We start from the raw sequence: 19,708 nt of genomic DNA on the forward strand, positions 1-19,708 counted from the left end.
AAAACATTTCTTAAAAAATCCGAAAAGCAGCAACTCCAGTTTGGAGATTAATCTGGAGATGATTGGTATATACGTACAAAAGTTAAGATGCGTTTATGAATGTAAAGTTAATAACTACTTAATAATTACTTAATAATTATCTCCGAAGATAAATTAATAAAAAAATAAACATTGCTGTAACTGCATAAATTTATACTGGACAGCAGACCGATCAAAATATTTGTGACATAAGGCGAGTGAAGCTATGACATTAGGCTTTTCTCTACAAAAACTAGAAAATGGCTCTAATTATTTGAGTTCTTCAGATATTCAAAGTTTTTGTCAACTTGAATCTGAGCAGTTAACTAGTCAAGATCGAATTTTTTTCGCTCGTATTGTCTATCATGATTGGTTGCTCAGAACTCATCAGGAAGTGATTAATTATCGTCAAAACCAACCTCCTTTTTCTCAAAAAACTTTAGCTTATTTGCGCTCAGAAGTATGGTTGACAGACTTTCCACCTATTTTTACTTTAGATAAATTTCCACTGGAGGATTCTTCATCGATTTGCTACATTTGTCCCATAGGCTATAGAAATCAAAAACCTGAATACATTCAAATTATTACTGATAAACCTCTATCTGATAGTTCCAAATTATACACAAAACGCTGTGCCATACTATTAAGTAAGTATGTAGATATTTACATAGATTATGGCAGACAAAAAACCGAGATTCAACTACTGGAAGATATTTTACATCGAATAGGGCATCAATTGCGTAATTCTCTAGGACTGATCGGACTGTATGCACATAATTTATGCTTAGGATTAAAGGAGAATCCTTGGCAAGAACAAGCAACTATCATTAGCGAAAGCATACAAGATTTAGATACTAATTTAAATGAGCTTATTGATTGTGGTCAAGGTGCAAAATTAAGGGTTACCCTTCAAGATTTAAGAAGTTTAGTGGTTGAAAGTGTAAAAAACTTACAACCATTGATTAATGATAAGAAACTTACAATAACCATTTCTGATACATCTACAATCTTAAAAATAGACCGACTACAAATGAAGCAAGTATTTGACAATATATTGAGTAATGCTGTTCATTTTAGCCCTAATTTAGGAATTGTTAACTGTAGCTGGCAGATTTTCCAAGATGAAGTTTTAATTAAAATTTCCGATCAAGGTCCAGGGCTATCTCCAGAGGATTTACAAAAAATATTTACTCCTTTTTATTCCCGTCGTAGAGGAGGTACAGGGCTCGGTTTAACCATTGCCAAAAAAATTATTTTGGATCATCAAGGAAGTATTTGGGCACAAGTTTTATCCGAAAGAGGAACACAAATTTCTGTAATTTTGCCTAGACCAAAAAGCGGATAATTAATTCATAATTAAAAAGATGATTGACGATAAAAGACTTTCAGTTTTACTGGTAGATGACGAAGAACGGTTTCGCCAAGGGTTACGTACCCTACTAAATTTTTATAATATTAATTCTGAATTACCTGTAGAAGTTGTGGGTGATGCAGATTGTGTAGAACAAGTTTTAAAATTTACAGGTCATAAGAATCCAGATTTGATTTTGCTGGATATGCAATTGACAGGATGTGATGGGATTACAGTTCTGGCACGCCTAAAGGAAACTGGGTTTTCTGGTAAGGTTTTAGTATTATCTGCTCATCAAGAAGATGACTGGATTTTTCGAGCAATGCAGGCGGGAGCCGCAGGTTATGTGTTTAAAAATCGTTTGGCGACTCAGCTCTGTGAAGCTATTAGTACTGTAACCAGATCGGAAATTTATTTACCTTCAGAAGTTGCTAGTCGCTTTTTTCGGTTTTTTCAAGCTTATTCGGATTCTTGTGTGAGAGCATGTCATGAAGTACATTTAACTGAAAGAGAGCAAGAAGTTTTATACTGGTTAACTCAAGGTGCTTCTAATGAAGAAATCGCTAAGCATTTATATGTGACGGTTGCTACTATTAAGGCTCACCTCACAAGTATTTTTGAAAAACTGAAGGTTACTAGCCGTACTCAAGCTATTGTGACTGCACTCAAGTTAGGATTAGTTAAAGCTTGATAACTCAGGAAGCAATAGACGCAATTAACGAAACTCTTTGTAACCTATTTAACATTTAAATTTCATAATATCCTCAGTATTCAGGATATTTGGTAACAGAAGGTTTCTCATTTTGAATTTTGAATTGCTTATATGCCTTCATTTGAATCTTTTTATCAAGAATACCCCTGCTCTTACAATTCTCCCTTAAATTGCGATCGCCCTTTTCAAACGGCACAGCAAATCAAGGGAGCTAAGTTTTGCTTGGAATGTGGTTTTCCAGCAACTTTACCGCAGGAGGCCGAGATTAAAGGAAGTCAGGGTACATATCAAATAGTTAGTTTTTCCGGTGTGCGGGGTTTAGGACGCTTATATTCAGCTATCCAACTCAAGGACAAACAGCCTGTAATCATCAAAGAATACCTGCTACCCAATCGCTGTTTTAATGAAAACGAGACTCTCAAACGGAAAGATAGTTTTAAAAGGGTAGGGGGAGTAAGTTTAGCCGATAGTCGAATTCAAAACTTTCGGCTGGTAGAAACTAAAGAAGCGATCGCTGATGATAAAGGAGAACGCTGTTATCTAATCGTCAAAGGGATAGACTCATCCCAAACTTTAGGTCAATATATCATTGAAAAGGGAGCAATGACAGCTCCTCAGGTACGAGAAGTACTAAATCAAGCATTACAAACTCTCCAGTTTCTCCACACCCAAAAGCTACGTTTTCCTTCCAACCAAGTACAACTCGGTTTAACTCATGGCAACATCAGTTTAGATAGTACTTTAATTAAAGTAGAAAATCATCAAAAGTTTTCTATATATTTTTGTGACTTAGCAATCTGGGAAAACTTATTTATTCCACCCATTATTTCTCAACCAGCGTCGGCTAGACCCGAACAAGATTTACAATCTTTAGGAATGGTAGCCTTTTATTTATGGGTAGGACGGACAATTAATTTGGCTTCTAACCAAGCTTTAGATCCTAGAGATAATCAACAATGGCCAGATACCGATAACCATTTAAAAGAATTTATTTATCGTTTAATTGGGCTGGAGACTCCTTTTGAAAATGCGGAAGCAGCTCGCCAAACTCTGTTGCAACTTCCCAAAGAAGATCCCGCTAACAATTCCGTGCGTTCTTCTGCTTCTGAAGAAATAAAAAAACCTTTAGCAATGCCCTTAATTATACTACTAGGAATTTTGGCTTTCTTACTACTAGGAGGTGGAATTTGGTGTTTGTTTTTCTTTTTTAGTAAAAAAACAAATCTTCCTATATACATAGAATGGGCTAAACTTGTGCGGAATTTCTCTGAAATTCCTAACGTTCCTTCGGGACAATTTACTTACACAGGAGAAAAAAATAGTTCATGGAGTTATATTTTAACCCAACCAGTAGATAACAATCGTCTAGGAGATATATTGGCTAAACCAAAGCCAGATGCAGCAGTAACATATAATTATGAATCTGTTTTGTCATCAGATGTAAATAATCCGATGAAAAGTGTAGAAGAAGTACAAATAGGTAAAAAAGACTTTGCAATTACTAGTTTAGTAAATAACATTACAAGTAAACTTACTAAAGAACGAGTTGCTTATGATGGGTTGATTGTTTTTGTAGCATTTAATAAGAGAGACTCAAATCTCGCTAATGCTTTGGGAGGGCAAATTAGTCTTGAACAATTGCGTCAAATTTACACAGGTAAAATTACCAATTGGCAACAGATTAATCCGAAATTTCCAAATTCTCTTGATATTAAACCTTTTGCACCAACTGAACCGGAAGCAATAAGTAAATTTCAAGAAATAGTTCTGAAAAATGACCCTCAGGACAAAGCTTTATTTGCAGCGAAAATTACTAAACTTGATACAACAAAAACCCAGAACCAGATACGTAGCGAGACTCTAGAAGGGCGAAGCACTGGGATTATCAGTTTTGGGATTATGAGTAAAACCTGGAAACAGTGTACAGGCTATCCCCTAGCGATCGCAGTTGGTAACAAGCCACCTAGCCAGCCTTTGTTTCAAAAGCGCGATCGCCGCTCAATAAATCCTTCCGATGACTTGTGCCAACATGATGATTATTATGTTGATGTCACAACTTTCCAAAGCTACCCCTTGGGATACCCTATTTTTGTAGTGTACCCTCAAGACAGCAACCGCCTAACTGGTGGTTCTACATTTGCCCAGATGCTAACTACTCGTCAGGGTCAGTGTTTACTTAGTAAAGTAGGTCTTGTAGCTTTACAACCTATGCCTGATGATATAAATTCCTATGCCTGCAAATCGGTGCCCTAATCCTAGTTGCGAATATTTTAACCGCGCCCTGCCTAACAATGCTAAGGTTTGTCCCTGGTGTTCCACTCCTGTGGGTAATGTAGTTTCCCCGACACCACAAGCGCCTATTCAGCCACAGCCTAGTCAACCACCTATTCAACAACCACCTATTCAACAACCACCTAGTCAGTATCAGCGGCCAGCAACAGACCAACCTAATTACCAAGTTCCTCAACCACAACAACCCCCCGTAGATTATTCAACAGTCTATCAGCCACGGGTTTCTTATCAACCAACACCTCCTGTTTATACCCCCCCGCCTCAAAGAGCGCCACTCTTAAAGCTGATTCATAGCACTGGCAGGGAATTTCAGCTCGTTGGCGAAGGAGGTTATATTGGTCGCCGCAGTCAAAGTCCAGGAATAGCGCCGCCAGAAATTGACTTGACTGGCATTCCCAATGAAGGAATAGTCTCTCGTCGTCATGCGCGAGTTGATTGGGACTGGTCGCAAAATGCATACATGATTGTTGATATGAGTACTAATGGTATTTATTTAAACAATACTCCTCTAACTCCTGGGATGCAATATCGACTGCTTAACGGCGATTCATTGAGGTTTGGTCAGGATAATCTAGTTAATTTCACAGCATATTTAATGTAATAGAAAGATTGTATTTCTCAGGAGTAAGCGGTGTAGTAGCTTTGTAAAAAGCTTGAAGATTTCATGGGGTAGTTGAGCGATCGACTACCCTTTAATTTTGGCAAGAGTTACCATAAATTAAACTGAATTTGACATTACAAATCGTTAATGCACGCCACAAGAATTTGAAAGATGGGGCGATCGCACTAAATTAAGTTTCATACACGAGCGATCGCAAGACTATTAAGATAGTCGCTACAAGAAAGGCGATTGCAGTGAAAAATGGTATCTTTTTGCACCATCAAAATTAAGCGATCGCACTTTTCAAAAGCGCTATAATGCCTTAGCCTTTAATAAACGTTCGCCATCGCGCCATAACCAATCCAACCAAAGTCTAAGAATTTTGCTTCCTGCTGGATTAACGCAGTTATCGAGGAGCGTGATTGCCCGATCTCGATGATCGAGGGCTAAGTTTATCAGTCTCGTCCGAACGTGCATTTCGTCAAGCAAAGCGCATAATTGAATGCGGTCGTATCCTTGGGTCGTCTGCTGTTGTTTTAAAAGTTGGGAAGCAGGATGATCGAGTTTCAAACCAAAAAGTATGGGAAAATTCATCTTTGCTTCTGCCAGACTATTGGTTATGATTGGGAACCATAATGACTCAATGTCATCTAATATTTGTGTCATCCAACCTAGATGAGTTCCACAATTAGAACACAATTCAATTAAATTGATATCAGAAGAAGTGATTTGTGCGCCTGCATAAGCAGCAAATTCATAAGCAGGTATGGTCTTGAATTTGACGATCTCCTGATATTCTTCCAGTGATTTTGCAGTTCTCTTTATATCGCGCTCTTGTCCTTGACAAACCTTGAGAAATGAATGAAAGTAGCCATTGGTCAGACTTGCTAATTTCTGGGTTGGTATCTTGATATTTACCAATTCTCGAATTGTGAGAGTATTGAGTGCGATCGCATAATTAATTGCCTGTCCAACACCAATAGATTTATATAAGGCATAGGGATTATCTTGATCGGCGCAATCATCGATAATCCTCAAGGACATATCTGCGAGAACAATAATAGCGGCGATATCAATGAGTGCGCTACTGTTGCTACCAACTGCTGTACCTGTGGCAACAGTTAATAGTATCATAGGATTCAAAGGACTAGGAAGAATATTATTAACTAAAGCTCCTAACTCTAACCATTCCCCTTGAGCTATTGCAATCGCCCTACTACGAATATCAGCAAGTATTTTCTTGTAATTAATTGCACTTTCAATCATTATTAGAACAAGTTGGATACGTCTATTTTATTTCCACTATCTTGCTTGGTTTTAGGCTGTTCTAAGGTACCTTGGACTGCCCTGCGGTGTATCTTGCCTTGAAGCTCGTAATATTCCTCGAAATTTCTACACTCTAAGATCAGACCAAATGAAGATATCCAAGTGATGCTTGCGACTTCACTCGTGTATCGCTGGGAGAGATCTCTCAATGCATTTTGCGCTATTAAGCAACTATTCCATTCGTAATATTCTTGAATCAGCGAGCGTTTTGACGCTGCATTTTTAGGATCGTAATCATTTTGATATTTTCCTAATAAAGAAGGATCTTCAATATAGGATTTCATCGGCGTATCCAGGAGTATGCCTTTATCGTAATCACTCTCTATCTTTTGGAATATTCCAGCCTGTGCTGCATTGGCAGTTTCAAAAACGATATTCAGGACAGTCGTAGGCATAGGTGCTTCCCGATCAAAATAGGTAACGCCATCTTTGTAATAAGCTGCGCTAGTACCTCCCCCTTTCTTAGGCTTATCTTTATATTCAACACCACCTTCCTTTCCAAAGGTGTTATTAACTTCTGTATCTGCTGTTCCTCGCAACTTCGCAAAAGCTGGAGAAGAGTCTGCGAGCTGATTTGCTATGGTGCTAGGCGATGCTTTGGCACTGGTGTTAATTAGAGCATCAAGCGTAGGAGGATTGCTTCCAATACTCCCACATATAAATTGTCTAACAGGAGCGCCCTGAATCGTTCTGTTTTGTAATGGTTGACCTAACAGTTCGCTGCTGTGTGCTGATTGAGAAGTTGAGGGTAGGCGTGACTCCACAGATGATAAGTTGTTTGCTTTTTCTCCCATGATGTCAGCTTCTTTTTCTAGCATGAGGTCAACATTGGCATAGATTCCTTTCATTTGAATGGAAGGCTCTACTCTTCCTTGCTTTTGCTGAACCACATGCCAAGCTTCGTGCGGAAGGTGCTTTTCCTGTCCTGATGCAACATAAATATCTTTTCCTTGGGTATAGGCTAATGCCTGTATCTTTGCAGGTTTCGCAGAATTATAGTGAACCTTGACATCATCCATTGCTATACCAGATAGGCTTTCAATCCCTGCTTTTAAGTTATCCGATAGTCCAGTTTGGTTCGGGCGGTGCGCCTCTCCACCCCCTTTTGCTTGGTTGATAGACGCTTCTAAGTCTGGGATAGCAGCCATTCCACCTTTAGCCTGATGCTGCACCAGCGAAGACATTTGTAATTCTTCTGACTCTGACTCTGCTATTTCTTCCCGTTGCACCACAGGGGTAATCGAACTTGCCAGAGGTTTCATTTGCCATTCTTCCTCTTCTGGCATTTCTTGGCGCTGGATAGACTGATAATTTAGAGGTTGCCCTAATCTGACCATCACCTCTTTTGCCACCGTATCAGCTTCTTGCTCGTAAATATCTCCTGGCTGATTAACTGTGAGTTTGGTTTGGGGACGATGCAGTGGTATTCGACTAATGTCGTGGACTAGAGATTTGTTGTTTGGCGTTGCTGGGGATGAAGCACCAGAGGACTGTGAACCAAAACCAAGTGTTGCTTTTCTGAGTACAGATATTGAGAAGGAATCTGTGGAAACTTTTTTAGGCTGAACTATGCGTTCTTTCATTTTCTGATGTCCAAGCCGTAAGTAGATAAATATTTTGCTGATACCTATATCTAGGGTACAGCGATCGCATTTGCAACACAATTGTGAAATCAAGTTCGACTTTTGGCTACTTTTGATTCTGATGCAGTAGCCTTAGCCTGGATTCTAGGAGAGTTTTTTTATTTATGGACTCAAATCAGGAACAAGCTTTTTTTACGTTTAATGGAGACGTTGGCGGTACTGCTGGATACGCTGGGGTTTCAACGAGTTCTAATGCCAGCAAAGTCGGTCAAACGGCAAGTAAATACCTCAACGATGCACTGCTGCTGAACCAACTCACAGAGCATGTCTATAAACTTTTGCAAGAAGACCTGCGATTGCAGCGAGAAAGAATAGGTAATTATAGTTCTCATAGGTGGTTCTAATGGCTGGAAATGCTAATAATGGCAACGTTACTCACGAATTAAATTATGTCACTAGTAATCGTTTTTACATAGAAATAGACAGTTCTATTGCAGCATCTTTTACTGAATGTACAGGCTTAAGCCTTCAAATTAAGAAAAATGTTTTTCAAGAAGGTGGTGTCAACGACCAGCAAAGAATATATTTAGGCCATACAGAATTTTCCGACGTAACTCTTAAACGTGGAGTTACCGACCATCCAGGTTTTTGGAACTGGATAAATGCAGTTTTTGATGAAAAAGAGAAAACATCCAGACGAAATGTCAATATTCTGATTTTTAATCAATCTGGTGAAACGATGATGAGTTGGACTTTGATTGGTGCTATTCCCATAACTTGGAAAACACCTACACTACAAGCAGATGGCAAGGCAGTTGCTATTGAAGAATTAACTTTGGCTTATGAAGGCTTACAAGTTGCAAGAACTACAGGAGGAGGCAATCTTGGACAACGAAATGAAAAAACAGGATATTTCGTTTCTAGTTAATCATTTATTTTTTAAGTCTATTTATGCAAATAATTCAACATACACTAGGAAATAATATTTATCCACTTGGGGTAATATCATCTTTATCTACTACTCACAGATTAGGCTTAAGGCAAGAGTCTGACTTTCTGCATTCGCAAAGTCGTTTTATCAGTCCTACACAAACAAAATCACCATTACTTAACTCTTCGGAATTTTTATTATATCGTCAAGAAGAACCATCGATAAAACCATTCATAGATTACGATAGTTGGGATAATCAAGATATTGACTTTAATCCTTCTGATTCAATAGATTCACAAGAAAATAAGAATTCTAATAATCAGAAAATATTAAAACAGAGTACTCTAGAAATATTTCCAACTATCATCGATCAAAACAATACGATTAATGATACATCACCACAAATAAATACTAAAATTGATTCAATAGATTTAGAAGAAACTAATAATTTTAATAATCAGGAATTAGTAAAAACAAGTATTCCAGACATATTACCAACTATTATTGAAAACAAAACGATTAATAATACATCACCAGAAGTAAATATTAAAACCAAGTATAAAGCAAAACAAAAAAAGAAACCTCAACAGACACAAAAATCAAAATCTATAACTAAAAAATCAGTAAAATCATCTGCGGCTAAGAATGTTGTTCAAACTTCTGATGAAAACAATATTAATATTCATCCTAAATTAATAGCATCAGAACAACCTCCGTCTGCTAAACTTAATTCCGAACTCCCCAGATTACAACAAGACTTGGCTTTAGATAATACTACAAATGAGGATGATTATGTTAGTAGTATCTTACCTAGTACAAAGGCATCTACTTTGCCTAATATTGAAGAAGAACCAAGTTTTTTTCGGAAACTTGCCGAGGTAGAACAGCAAGTTTTTTCTGATTTACCATCTGATTTAACAAGTTTAGAACCGTCTATCTCAGATAAAAGCTTGCCATTACAACAAAAGAAAAAATTGGACGTTAACAAAAGTGAATTAGCGCATAATTCACCTATAGAATTAACTTTTCCTCCTAATGTGGAGGAAAAATTTACCTCGTCTAGTAAGTTTACTGAAAATGAACAGCAAGTAATTAATCAATCATCACAATTAGTTGATACGTCAGACATTAGACTCAGCCCAACACCGCTACAACAGAATATTGAAACATATCAAGTTCCTCCTAAAGTTCAAAATCAGAGTAATGATTCTCTAACTAATTTAATCTCCAAAAAAGAACTATCATCAACCTCAAACTCTCTATCGCCTACAAAAGAATCACCCAATACAAATAATAACTTTGAGGTAATTACAGCCATTGAGCCAAATTTCATCTTAGAAAGTACCACTAGTGATTTGGACACAGGTAATACTGTCCCTAGTAATTCTCTAGAAAATGCACCTTTACCTTCAGCGCTTACTTCAGTTAGTGTTGAAAATACTGTAGAGGGGAACAGCTATGCGCCTCTAAAACCTATTGCTGTAAATATTCCTGAGTCTTCCGCTACAAAAAGCTCTATTCCAATACAACAAGAAGAAATTGATTCGATTATCCCTAGTGAGTCTCTAATCTCTGCACCTCTTAAACTAACACCTAGTTCAGATTATATTGAAGATAAACTTAGTTTTATTGGCAACTCTAATAATAATGAACAGTTAGGAACTTCAGAGTCACAATCAGATGTATCGGTTAATGTTTCAGATGTCTCAGCAAATTTAATTTCACGGCATAGTGACAACAATCTTGAGAAGATTATCAGCAAGTCTACAGAAAGTGAACCTATCTTAGTAGCACCTGAGATTGTTGAAGTACCAAAAGTTAGCGCCACATTACCTGAGATTGTCCAAGCACCAGCAGTTAGGGATGTATCACCTGAGATTGTTGAAGTACCAAAAGTTAGCGCCACATTACCTGAGATTGTCCAAGCATCAGCAGTTAGGGATGTATCACCTGAGATTGTTGAAGCACCAAAAGTTAGCGCCACATCACCTGAGATTGTCCAAGCACCAGCAATTAGGGATGTATCACCTGAGATTGTCCAAGCATCAGCAGTTAGGGATGTATCACCTGAGATTGTTGAAGCACCAAAAGTTAGCGCCACATCACCTGAGATTGTCCAAGCACCAGCAATTAGGGATGTATCACCTGAGATTGTCCAAGCATCAGCAGTTAGGGATGTATCACCTGAGATTGTTGAAGCACCAAAAGTTAGCGCCACATCACCTGAGATTGTCCAAGCACCAGCAATTAGGGATGTATCACCTGAGATTGTCCAAGCATCAGCAGTTAGGGATGTATCACCTGAGATTGTTGAAGCACCAAAAGTTAGCGCCACATCACCTGAGATTGTCCAAGCACCAGCAATTAGGGATGTATCACCTGAGATTGTCCAAGCATCAGCACTTAGCGATGTATCACCTGAGATTGTTGAAGCACCAAAAGTTAGCGCCACATCACCTGAGATTGTCCAAGCACCAGCAATTAGGGATGTATCACCTGAGATTGTCCAAGCATCAGCACTTAGCGATGTATCACCTGAGATTGTTGAAGCACCAGCAGTTAGGGATGTATCAGCTGAGATTGTCCAAGCACCAACAATTAGCGCCGCATTACCTGAGATTGTCCAAGCACCAACAATTAGCGCCGCATTACCTGAGATTGTCCAAGCACCAACAATTAGCGCCGCATTACCTGAGATTGTCCAAGCACCAACAATTAGCGCCGCATTACCTGAGATTGTCCAAGCACCAACAATTAGCGCCGCATTACCTGAGATTGTCCAAGCACCAACAATTAGCGCCGCATTACCTGAGATTGTCGAAGCACCAGCAGTTAGCGCCGCATTACCTGAAATTGTCCAAGCACCAGCAGTTAGGGATGTATCAGCTGAGATTGTCCAAGCACCAGCAGTTAGGGATGTATCAGCTGAGATTGTCCAAGCACCAGCAGTTAGGGATGTATCAGCTGAGATTGTCCAAGCACCAGCAGTTAGGGATGTATCAGCTGAGATTGTCCAAGCACCAACAATTAGCGCCGCATTACCTGAGATTGTCCAAGCACCAACAATTAGCGCCGCATTACCTGAGATTGTCCAAGCATCAGCAGTTAGGGATGTATCATCAGATGTTGTGGAAAAATCGACTATTTTACCGAAAATAGTGGAAAATGAACAGACAATAGAATCAAAATTATTAGGAGCGATCGCAAATCCGAAAATTTCAACCTTTATTGATACCTCAGATAACCAAGATATCGCAGAAAAACCAACTCTTCTACAAAATCAAGTCAGCACACCACCTCAAGCTGAACAAAATACCACCATTAAAAATTTCGCCGCACCTAAAGGTTATGCTACTGGCGGTCAAGTAACAGACTCCCAAATTCAAAATCCTCAGTACATCGCACCCTCGGATACAGTACCTGCAATGCTTACACCTGGGGAGTTTGTGATTAATACCAGGGATGCACAAAAAAATCTAGGTCTACTACAGCACATTAACACTGGTGGTACACCCCAGGATATTATTCTTCCAAATTTAGAGATACCAAATCCCAAAGAACCAGAACAAACAACTTCTCCTCAGACTTCGACTAAAGTCGATTCTTTTTCAGACACTTCATTACAACTTAAAAGCTTTGATAATCAATCACCTCAAAAATCTAATTCTTTAGTTCCTTCTTCTTTGGGGTTGAATGTTGAAAAACAAAAACTTTCGATACTCAATTCTCCACAGCTGAGTAGTGTTGAAAACAAAATGACTGATGGAGGTGAACCTTCACCTCAATACTCATCACCTCCGATGATTTTCAGAAAAGCAAATTCTACAAATTTTAGGACTAAGACACCTTCCAAATGGTCAGATACACCTTCTGAATGGTCAAGTGTAGAAGAATTATTAAATGGAAATGATGATAAATTTACAAGTTTCTTTACGGGTGCAGAATCTAAAAATCAAAATTCTGAATTTTCTCCTGTTTCAAAATCAGAATATTCACAAGTTTTTCCTAAACATCTTCCTGCACCTAGAGGTTTTGCTGATGGTGGAGAAGTCACTGTATCCGATGCATATGAAAACAGAGAATCGCTAACTGAGACAGTAGGAAACAGTTTTTCCCAAGACGAAGAACATAACAAAGATAATACATCCGAACTTGAAACTTTAGCTCGTGAAATCTATAGCAGATTACGCCAACGTCTAGAAATTGAGCGAGAACGTCACGGTGGTTATTCAGGTCGTTTATCTTGGTAAATATCATTTAATAAATTTAGGAAATTTAGGAGAGATATTCAAATGTTAAATCTACCAATTATTGTTACTCAAAAACCAATTATTGTTACTCAAAAGCTGAAACCACAACTTGAGAAAGCGAAACTTATAGCTTATAAAAAAGAAGCCCCAGATATTGAATTGATGTTTAATCCAACAGAGGTTAGTTTTAGTCGGTCTGTTGAGTGGAAAAGCAATGATGGTAATAGAGGTACTGAACTCTTACCAAAGGTTAACTTTTCTGGTGTAAAACCTTATATGTTTACCTTGAAACAATTGTTATTCGACACTTATGAAACGAAAGAGTCGGTGATGAATAAGTACATAGACAACATTAAGAAAGGTGTAGAAACAATTCAAGGATCGGCTGATAAGCGTCCACCTGTTTATATATTAACATGGGGAACAGAGTATTTTTATTGTGTAATCACGAAGCTAACTTACACATTAAATATGTTTTTGAGTGATGGAACACCGGTTAGAGCAATAGTAGATATAGACTTGCAAGAAGTAGATAAAAATAACCTTCCTGGAGGTAAAGAATCTCAATCTAAAGGAAAAAACCGCACAAAAAATTCTAAGGTGGCGAAAAATTAATCAGGAATCAGAATACTTACAAATTAAAAAATTAGCTAATATTTTATGAATGAATATAGCACTTATGGGAATATTAAATCATTTGTGAATATTCTGATTTTAGTAATCCTATTTGAGTTGTAAAAATACTCTCGTGGAGAATAGAAAAACAAAGGATAAATGATTTAGGGTTGTTATAATCACTCCAAAAAATCTAAAATTTACAAGCTTTGTCTGAAGATTTTACATTTATACAAGATAGTTTATGCCTAATACCAAAGAATATTTAAGCGAACCGGAACTCGCAATAGAAGGAAAACCTGCTTCTCCTGAATTACTTAAAGATTTACTGCAAATTACTGTAGAAGAGAGCTTGCATTTACCAGCAATGTTTACGATGGTGATACATAATAGCTATCTGCCAACATCCGATCGTTCACAAAATCAACCTTGGCGATATGACGATCTGTTAAAAATTGGGAATAAAGTGAAGTTGGGTTTTACTTCAAGTATTACTCTAGATCCGAATTTTAAAGATCTGATAGAAAAAATACTAATACAAGGCGAAATTACAGGGATAGAAGTTCACTTCAATGAAAAATCTGAAGCTAATATAATAGTCCGTGGCTATGATGTTTCTCATCGTCTTCATCGAGGTCGCTATAATCGTTCTTTTTTAAATACAACCGATAGCCAAATAGTAGAAACAATAGCTAAAGAGGTAGGTATACAAACTGGTAAGATACAAAAAAGTACTCCAATTCACAAGTATGTCTTCCAAGAAAACCAAACTAATATGGAGTTTTTGCAAGAAAGGGCTGCTCGTATTGGTTTCGAGCTATTTATTACAGAAGACAAAATAAATTTTTCCCAACCAAAAACTCAGGGATCTTTACCATTAAAATGGCTAGATGATATTAGTAAATTCAATACCCGTGTTACGAGTGCTGAGCAGGTTAGTTCTGTGGAAGTACGCGGTTGGGACTATACTAAGAAACAAGTGATTACCTCAACAGTCAACAAAGAAAAGCAAATGACTAAGACAGGTAATCAACTAGGAAGCAGTACTAGTAGTGCATTTTCTAATATTAAAGCCCCAAAAATGATTGTTGTAGATAAACCTGTTGCCAGCCAAAAAGAAGCAGAGATAATGGCTCAGGCTTTGTGTGATGAACTGGGAGGGGAATTTGTTTATGCAGATGCTACAGCAACAGGGAATCCTGATATTCGCCCAGGACGGCTTGTTGGTCTTAATGGTATGGGCGATCGCTTTAATGGTGAATATTATGTCACAGAAACCCGCCATTTCTTCAAGAACCGGGTTTATGAAACTGAGTTCAGTGTACGCGGGTTACGTGCTGGTAATTTATTCACAACTCTATCGCCGAAAAAACATTTACAGCCATCTGAGACTTTATTAGTCGGAATTGTGACTAATAATAAAGACCCACAAAAATGGGGTAGAGTGAAGCTTAAATTCCCCACCATGACAGAAGATCATGAAAGTGACTGGGCGAGAGTTGTAGCTGTGGGAGCAGGAAAAAACAGAGGTTTCGACTGTTTACCAGAAGTAAACGATGAAGTGTTAGTAGGTTTTGAGCATGGGGATATCCATCGTCCTTACGTGATTGGTGGTGTATGGAATGGTAAAGACGCACCACCCGAAAAAGTAGATGACTCAGTTGGCAGCGGCGGTGTCAGATTACGCACCATTAAAACTCGTGTTGGACATGTTTTACAGTTTGTGGAAGAAGATAAAGCAACCAGTAAAACAGGTATTCGGGTAGAAACTAAAGACGGTCACAAAATATATCTCAATGATAGTGATCGCTATATCGAACTTAAAACCGCAGGGGGTCATACAATCAAAATGGATGACAAAGGTCAATCTATTTCTATTCAAACCACAGGCGGTCATCAAATCGAAATGAGGGATATAACTAAATCTATTTCAGTAAAATCAACAGGTAATCTCTCATTAAATGCTTTTGGCAATATAGATATTACCGCCAACGGTGAGATTACAGTCAAAGGTGCGATTATTCGACTTAATTAGTCTGGGAATGGGGAATGCAGTTTTGATGTGCGTCCACTAGTCAAAAAGTTTTTTTCAGGAGCAAAAATTACTCGTTCATGAGTATCAAAGACTCATTACCCGGCAAAATATGCTCGTTAATCCGCAAAATATACTCGTTCATGAGTATCAAAGACTCATTAACGAAATAATATTAGAAGTTATTTCAAAATAAAAATTCCTTAAGATGCCCAGATAATCAACTTTTTCAACAAGTCGGTAATCTGGGTAGGAATAAACATAAATATTTAGCGCTTAATGCACGCTACTTAAGATTTACTAAATTACTTTTGCTGTCTTGTCAGTCAATTTGGATGACTTTTTACGTTTAACAGCTGAAGCAACACCCAGAGTACCGAAGGCGAGTAAGCTAACAATAGAGTTAGGTTCAGGGACAGTGACTATACTTGCAAAAAAATTAACAGGTAACTCACTATCTTCAGATCCTAAATTTTCAGCACCTGATATAAATGGTGGCGCCGAAAAAACCTCTAAATAACCCGGTGTATCCAAAAAACCGGCAAAAAATGGACTAGAATAATTTCCCCCGGAAGTGGAATATCCAAAACCATCACCCGTTAACTGTTGAGTATTAAGACTAATTAAATTGTCAACATTAAAAGGTTCGTTTCCTGGTACGGGAGTTCCAGTAGGTTGCAGACCAGTAATTGTTTCGCCATTTCGTGTGCCAGTAATTCCTAAAATCTGATAGAAACCCAAATTATCAGGAGTGTTATTAGTAGTAAAAGTACCACCGGCCGTTATGCCAGTACCAGAATAATTCCAGTTCCAATTTAAAGCGGAGGCGGCTTGCATTGTGCCGAAAAATAATCCAGATGTAGCAGCAATAGCTGTAACAGATAGTAGAGCTAAGTTTTTCATGGAGATTGTTGTTAGTGTGATTGCTTTTAGCACGCCAAAGGCGATCGCAAATTTTAAATTTTATAGGTTGAGTTAAGCTACAGCACAACCCAGAACCAATGGAAGTTTACCACCAAACATATAGCAAAGTACTAAGTGCTGAGTGCTGTACATGGATAGCGGGGCGTTTAGCCCGTGCTGAGTTAGCACTTAAGAGTTAGGAGTTTTGTTTATCTCCTTGTCCCCTTGTCCCCATACTTCTCTACGAGAGGCTGCGCCAACGGCTTTGCGGTAGTTGAATCTCGACTTCTCCTAACGGAGACGCTACGCGAACGCTCGATTTGAGCGTAGTCGAAACTCAGTACAAGTCTCCCCATCCCCGCGTCTTGTTTGTTCATCCTCGACCTTTGGCGAATAGGCTTAAACCCTCTGTGCCGATATCTTTGAAGATATCCATGTAACAGCTGTCTAAGTGCCAGATATGGTTTATGGTCGCGATCGAGCCTATTTGGGAACAGGTTGGGCTTATCCTCTGCATTTAAGCGTGCAAGGTGGGATAAAGCTTAGCCGTGAAGATCAAAAAGTTAAAGAATCTATTTGGATTATCCTCCGCACTGGAGTCGGTGAGCGGGTTTATCGACCTAATTTTGGTTCGCGCTTATCTGAACTAGCGTTTGCAACTTTAAATACTGATACCCTGCTGCGAATCCGTATTTATGTTTTGGAAGCTTTAGAAGTTTGGGAACCACGGATTATTGTTGATGAAGTTCTGACTGATGCTGACCCTCTGCGTGGCAGAGTAGATATCACCATCAATTATCGACTTAAAGACAGTCCCGATATTTACAGCTTTGTTTATCCTTATTATTTGGTTTCAGCTGGGGAGGAATCGTGAACTTTGACTTTTTACCAAAATTACCTTCTTCCAACTTAGACGATCGCGCCTTCGATGATTTAGTAGACGAATGTATAATGCGTATTCCGCGCTACTGTCCAGAATGGACAGATCATAACCTCAGCGATCCGGGAATTACGCTCATTGAGTTATTTGCTTGGTTAACTGACCAGATGTTGCTCAGATTTAACCAAGTACCTCGAAAAAATTATGTCGCTTTTCTAGAATTACTCGGTATTCGTCTCCAGCCTCCCGCCCCAGCATACACAGAATTAACTTTTTATTTAAGCTCGGCACTGCCGGAAGCCTATACTATTCCCGCAGGATTAGAAGCTTCAACTATCCAAACTGAGACAACAGAATCTATTACTTTTAGTACAGATTCGCCGCTAATTATCGGCAAACCCCGAATACAGCACTTGTTAACTGCTCAAACCACCGAAGATATTCCCCAATCTCTACGAGAGAGAATCACAACTTCCTGGACTCGTCAATCTAACGGTTACTGGACAGGTAACGAACAGCCGATATTTGAAGAGGAACCGCAGCCTGGCAATTGCTTTTATTTAGCAATTAATTCTGACGATTCTTTAGATGCTAATGTCTTAGAAATTATTTTCCAAGGGGCGGCGGCTACCCCTGCTGGGATTAACCCAAATCAACCTCCCCGAAAGTGGGAAGCCTGGGATGGTGAAAATTGGCAACCAGTTTTATTGCAAGAATCAGATGATAAAACTCGTGGCTTCAGTTTTTATGAAATGGCTCAACAAGGTGGAAATCCGTCTCAAGGAGCAGAAGTACGTCTGCATTTACCGATGATTTGGCCTGTAACTAACTTTACCTCTTACCGAGGTCGCTGGTTGCGCTGTAGCTTTGTCATCACAGACACAAATCAATCTGGTTACAATCGTCCACCACGACTTACTGGGTTAGCAGTGAGGTCAATTGGCGGTACAGTTAGAGCTAGTCACAGTAAGCTGATTCTAGATGAACGCTTAGGAATTAGTGATGGGACACCTGGTCAGAGTTTTCAGTTACAAACAGCACCAATTTTAGAACGCAAAGAAAACGAGTATATTTTAGTTACTCCTGCGAATGGTTTGCCTCAGAAATGGACTGAGGTGAGAGATTTTGCTGATTCTGCACCGCATCACTTTCATTACACCGTTGATTCCCTCACGGGTACAGTGCAATTTGGCCCGTTGATTCGAGAACCTGGTCAACTCAAACAGCAAACCCAAGTGCGATCGCGCATTCAGCAACCACGATTAGACGACACATCTGTACAAGTTAGTACTCTGGAAAACAGAGAGTCTGAACACCAGTATGGGGCGATTCCTCCCCGTGGCTCAGAGATTAGAATGATAGCTTACCGTACAGGCGGTGGTAGAGAAGGCAATGTTCAAGCTGGGGCAATCCAGTTTTTAAAGTCTGCATATCCGTATATTGCTAGTACAATCAATCGGATACCAGCAGTCAATGGTGCTGATGCCGAGTCACTAGAACAAGCTGTGATGAAAGCACCGCGAATTCTTCGCACCCGCGATCGCGCCGTCACCGCCGAAGATTTTGAAGTTTTAGCCCAACAAGCAGGTAGAGGAGCGATCGCTCGTGTCCGGTGTTTACCAGCAAATGCACGTAGGCAAGCAGGTATAGTTAGTTTGTTGATCGTTCCCTTCGCCAATACAGATGCGATCGGTCAAGGGGATGGCATGACACCAGAAGAATTTGCCCTCAGTAACGCACTCCAAGACCAAATCTTGAGTTACTTAGATGAAAGACGTTTATTAGGAGTACAACTAGAACTACAAGAGCCAAATTACGTAGGCGTTTCCGTACAGACAGAAATTACTCTAGAACCTTCTTACGACAACCCTTTTGCCAGAGAAGAAATTCGCCGCAATTTAAGAGTATTGCTGTATAAATATTTAAATCCATTAACTGGAGGAATCGACGGCAAAGGTTGGCCATTTGGGCGACCCGTTTATACATCTGATATTGTTGCCTTACTGCAACAAACCCCAGGCGTCCGCCATTTAGGCCAAGTCCTAATGTTTGCCATCCGCAAACAAGGAGAAAATTGGAGACGACAATCATCACCAGAACAATTAATTGATCCAGGATCGGAAGGTTTAATATGTTCTTGGGCTGATACAAATCTGCGTTCAAATCACGATATTCAAATCATTAATCGCTGATAAGTCATTTTATTGGGAGTGT

At 39.0% G+C, this 19,708-nt stretch carries 14 protein-coding genes; 11 read left to right on the forward strand and 3 right to left on the reverse strand.

All coding sequences use genetic code 11. The features are described 5' to 3' along the window. Positions 1-244 precede the first annotated feature (244 nt). The 4 genes from ACFG4S_RS27790 to ACFG4S_RS27805 all read left to right on the forward strand — a co-directional run bounded on the left by ACFG4S_RS27790 (position 245) and on the right by ACFG4S_RS27805 (position 4,974). Complete coding sequence (locus ACFG4S_RS27790) at positions 245-1,363, forward strand: sensor histidine kinase (RefSeq protein WP_392532143.1); 1,119 nt, start codon at positions 245-247, stop codon at positions 1,361-1,363. 19 nt (positions 1,364-1,382) lie between these two features. Then, positions 1,383-2,060 (forward strand): response regulator, encoded by a 678-nt coding sequence (locus ACFG4S_RS27795; RefSeq protein ID WP_392532144.1) that lies wholly within the window; start codon positions 1,383-1,385, stop codon positions 2,058-2,060. Between the two features lie 132 nt (positions 2,061-2,192). After that, on the forward strand, positions 2,193-4,334 hold the full coding sequence (locus ACFG4S_RS27800; protein WP_392532145.1) for a substrate-binding domain-containing protein: 2,142 nt from the start codon (positions 2,193-2,195) through the stop codon (positions 4,332-4,334). Beyond that, positions 4,312-4,974 carry an FHA domain-containing protein gene (locus tag ACFG4S_RS27805; RefSeq protein WP_392532146.1) on the forward strand — a complete coding sequence of 221 codons (663 nt, stop codon included), beginning with the start codon at positions 4,312-4,314 and terminating at the stop codon, positions 4,972-4,974. Before ACFG4S_RS27800 ends, ACFG4S_RS27805 begins: the two co-directional genes overlap by 23 nt. Positions 4,975-5,286: 312 nt before the next feature. Here ACFG4S_RS27805 and ACFG4S_RS27810 read toward each other — a convergent pair whose 3' ends face one another. Both ACFG4S_RS27810 and ACFG4S_RS27815 read right to left on the reverse strand, forming a co-directional pair. Then, positions 5,287-6,240 carry a polyprenyl synthetase family protein gene (locus ACFG4S_RS27810; RefSeq protein ID WP_392532147.1) on the reverse strand — a complete coding sequence of 318 codons (954 nt, stop codon included), beginning with the start codon at positions 6,238-6,240 and terminating at the stop codon, positions 5,287-5,289. Positions 6,241-6,242: 2 nt separating this feature from the next. Further along, positions 6,243-7,883, reverse strand: coding sequence for a DUF4157 domain-containing protein (locus tag ACFG4S_RS27815; protein ID WP_392532148.1), 1,641 nt, complete (start codon positions 7,881-7,883; stop codon positions 6,243-6,245). A gap of 164 nt (positions 7,884-8,047) precedes the next feature. Between ACFG4S_RS27815 and ACFG4S_RS27820 the strand changes: the two genes are divergently transcribed. The 5 genes from ACFG4S_RS27820 to ACFG4S_RS27840 all read left to right on the forward strand — a co-directional run bounded on the left by ACFG4S_RS27820 (position 8,048) and on the right by ACFG4S_RS27840 (position 15,714). Then, positions 8,048-8,287, forward strand: a complete 240-nt coding sequence (locus ACFG4S_RS27820) for a hypothetical protein (RefSeq protein WP_392532149.1) — start codon at positions 8,048-8,050, stop codon at positions 8,285-8,287. Continuing rightward, complete coding sequence (locus ACFG4S_RS27825; protein WP_392532150.1) at positions 8,287-8,811, forward strand: phage tail protein; 525 nt, start codon at positions 8,287-8,289, stop codon at positions 8,809-8,811. Before ACFG4S_RS27820 ends, ACFG4S_RS27825 begins: the two co-directional genes overlap by 1 nt. Positions 8,812-8,834: 23 nt before the next feature. Then, positions 8,835-13,064, forward strand: a complete 4,230-nt coding sequence (locus tag ACFG4S_RS27830; protein WP_392532151.1) for a hypothetical protein — start codon at positions 8,835-8,837, stop codon at positions 13,062-13,064. A 42-nt stretch (positions 13,065-13,106) separates the two neighbouring features. Beyond that, the gene (locus tag ACFG4S_RS27835; protein WP_392532152.1) at positions 13,107-13,679 is read left to right on the forward strand and encodes a hypothetical protein; all 573 of its coding nucleotides are present in this window, start codon (positions 13,107-13,109) and stop codon (positions 13,677-13,679) included. Between the two features lie 244 nt (positions 13,680-13,923). After that, positions 13,924-15,714, forward strand: coding sequence for a VgrG-related protein (locus tag ACFG4S_RS27840; protein WP_392532153.1), 1,791 nt, complete (start codon positions 13,924-13,926; stop codon positions 15,712-15,714). 297 nt (positions 15,715-16,011) lie between these two features. Here the strand turns inward: ACFG4S_RS27840 and ACFG4S_RS27845 are convergent, their stop codons facing one another. Then, positions 16,012-16,614, reverse strand: a complete 603-nt coding sequence (locus tag ACFG4S_RS27845) for a PEP-CTERM sorting domain-containing protein (protein ID WP_392532154.1) — start codon at positions 16,612-16,614, stop codon at positions 16,012-16,014. 460 nt (positions 16,615-17,074) lie between these two features. Here ACFG4S_RS27845 and ACFG4S_RS27850 point away from each other — a divergent pair, with 460 nt between their 5' ends. Both ACFG4S_RS27850 and ACFG4S_RS27855 read left to right on the forward strand, forming a co-directional pair. Then, positions 17,075-17,488, forward strand: coding sequence for a GPW/gp25 family protein (locus ACFG4S_RS27850; RefSeq protein ID WP_392536096.1), 414 nt, complete (start codon positions 17,075-17,077; stop codon positions 17,486-17,488). Then, entirely contained in the window at positions 17,485-19,686 is a 2,202-nt protein-coding gene (locus ACFG4S_RS27855; protein ID WP_392532155.1) for a putative baseplate assembly protein, read from the forward strand. The genes ACFG4S_RS27850 and ACFG4S_RS27855 overlap by 4 nt, the downstream gene beginning before the upstream one ends. Positions 19,687-19,708: the final 22 nt, after the last annotated feature.

The sequence above is a fragment of the Nostoc sp. C117 genome, from assembly GCF_043099735.1.
GTDB lineage: Bacteria > Cyanobacteriota > Cyanobacteriia > Cyanobacteriales > Nostocaceae > Nostoc.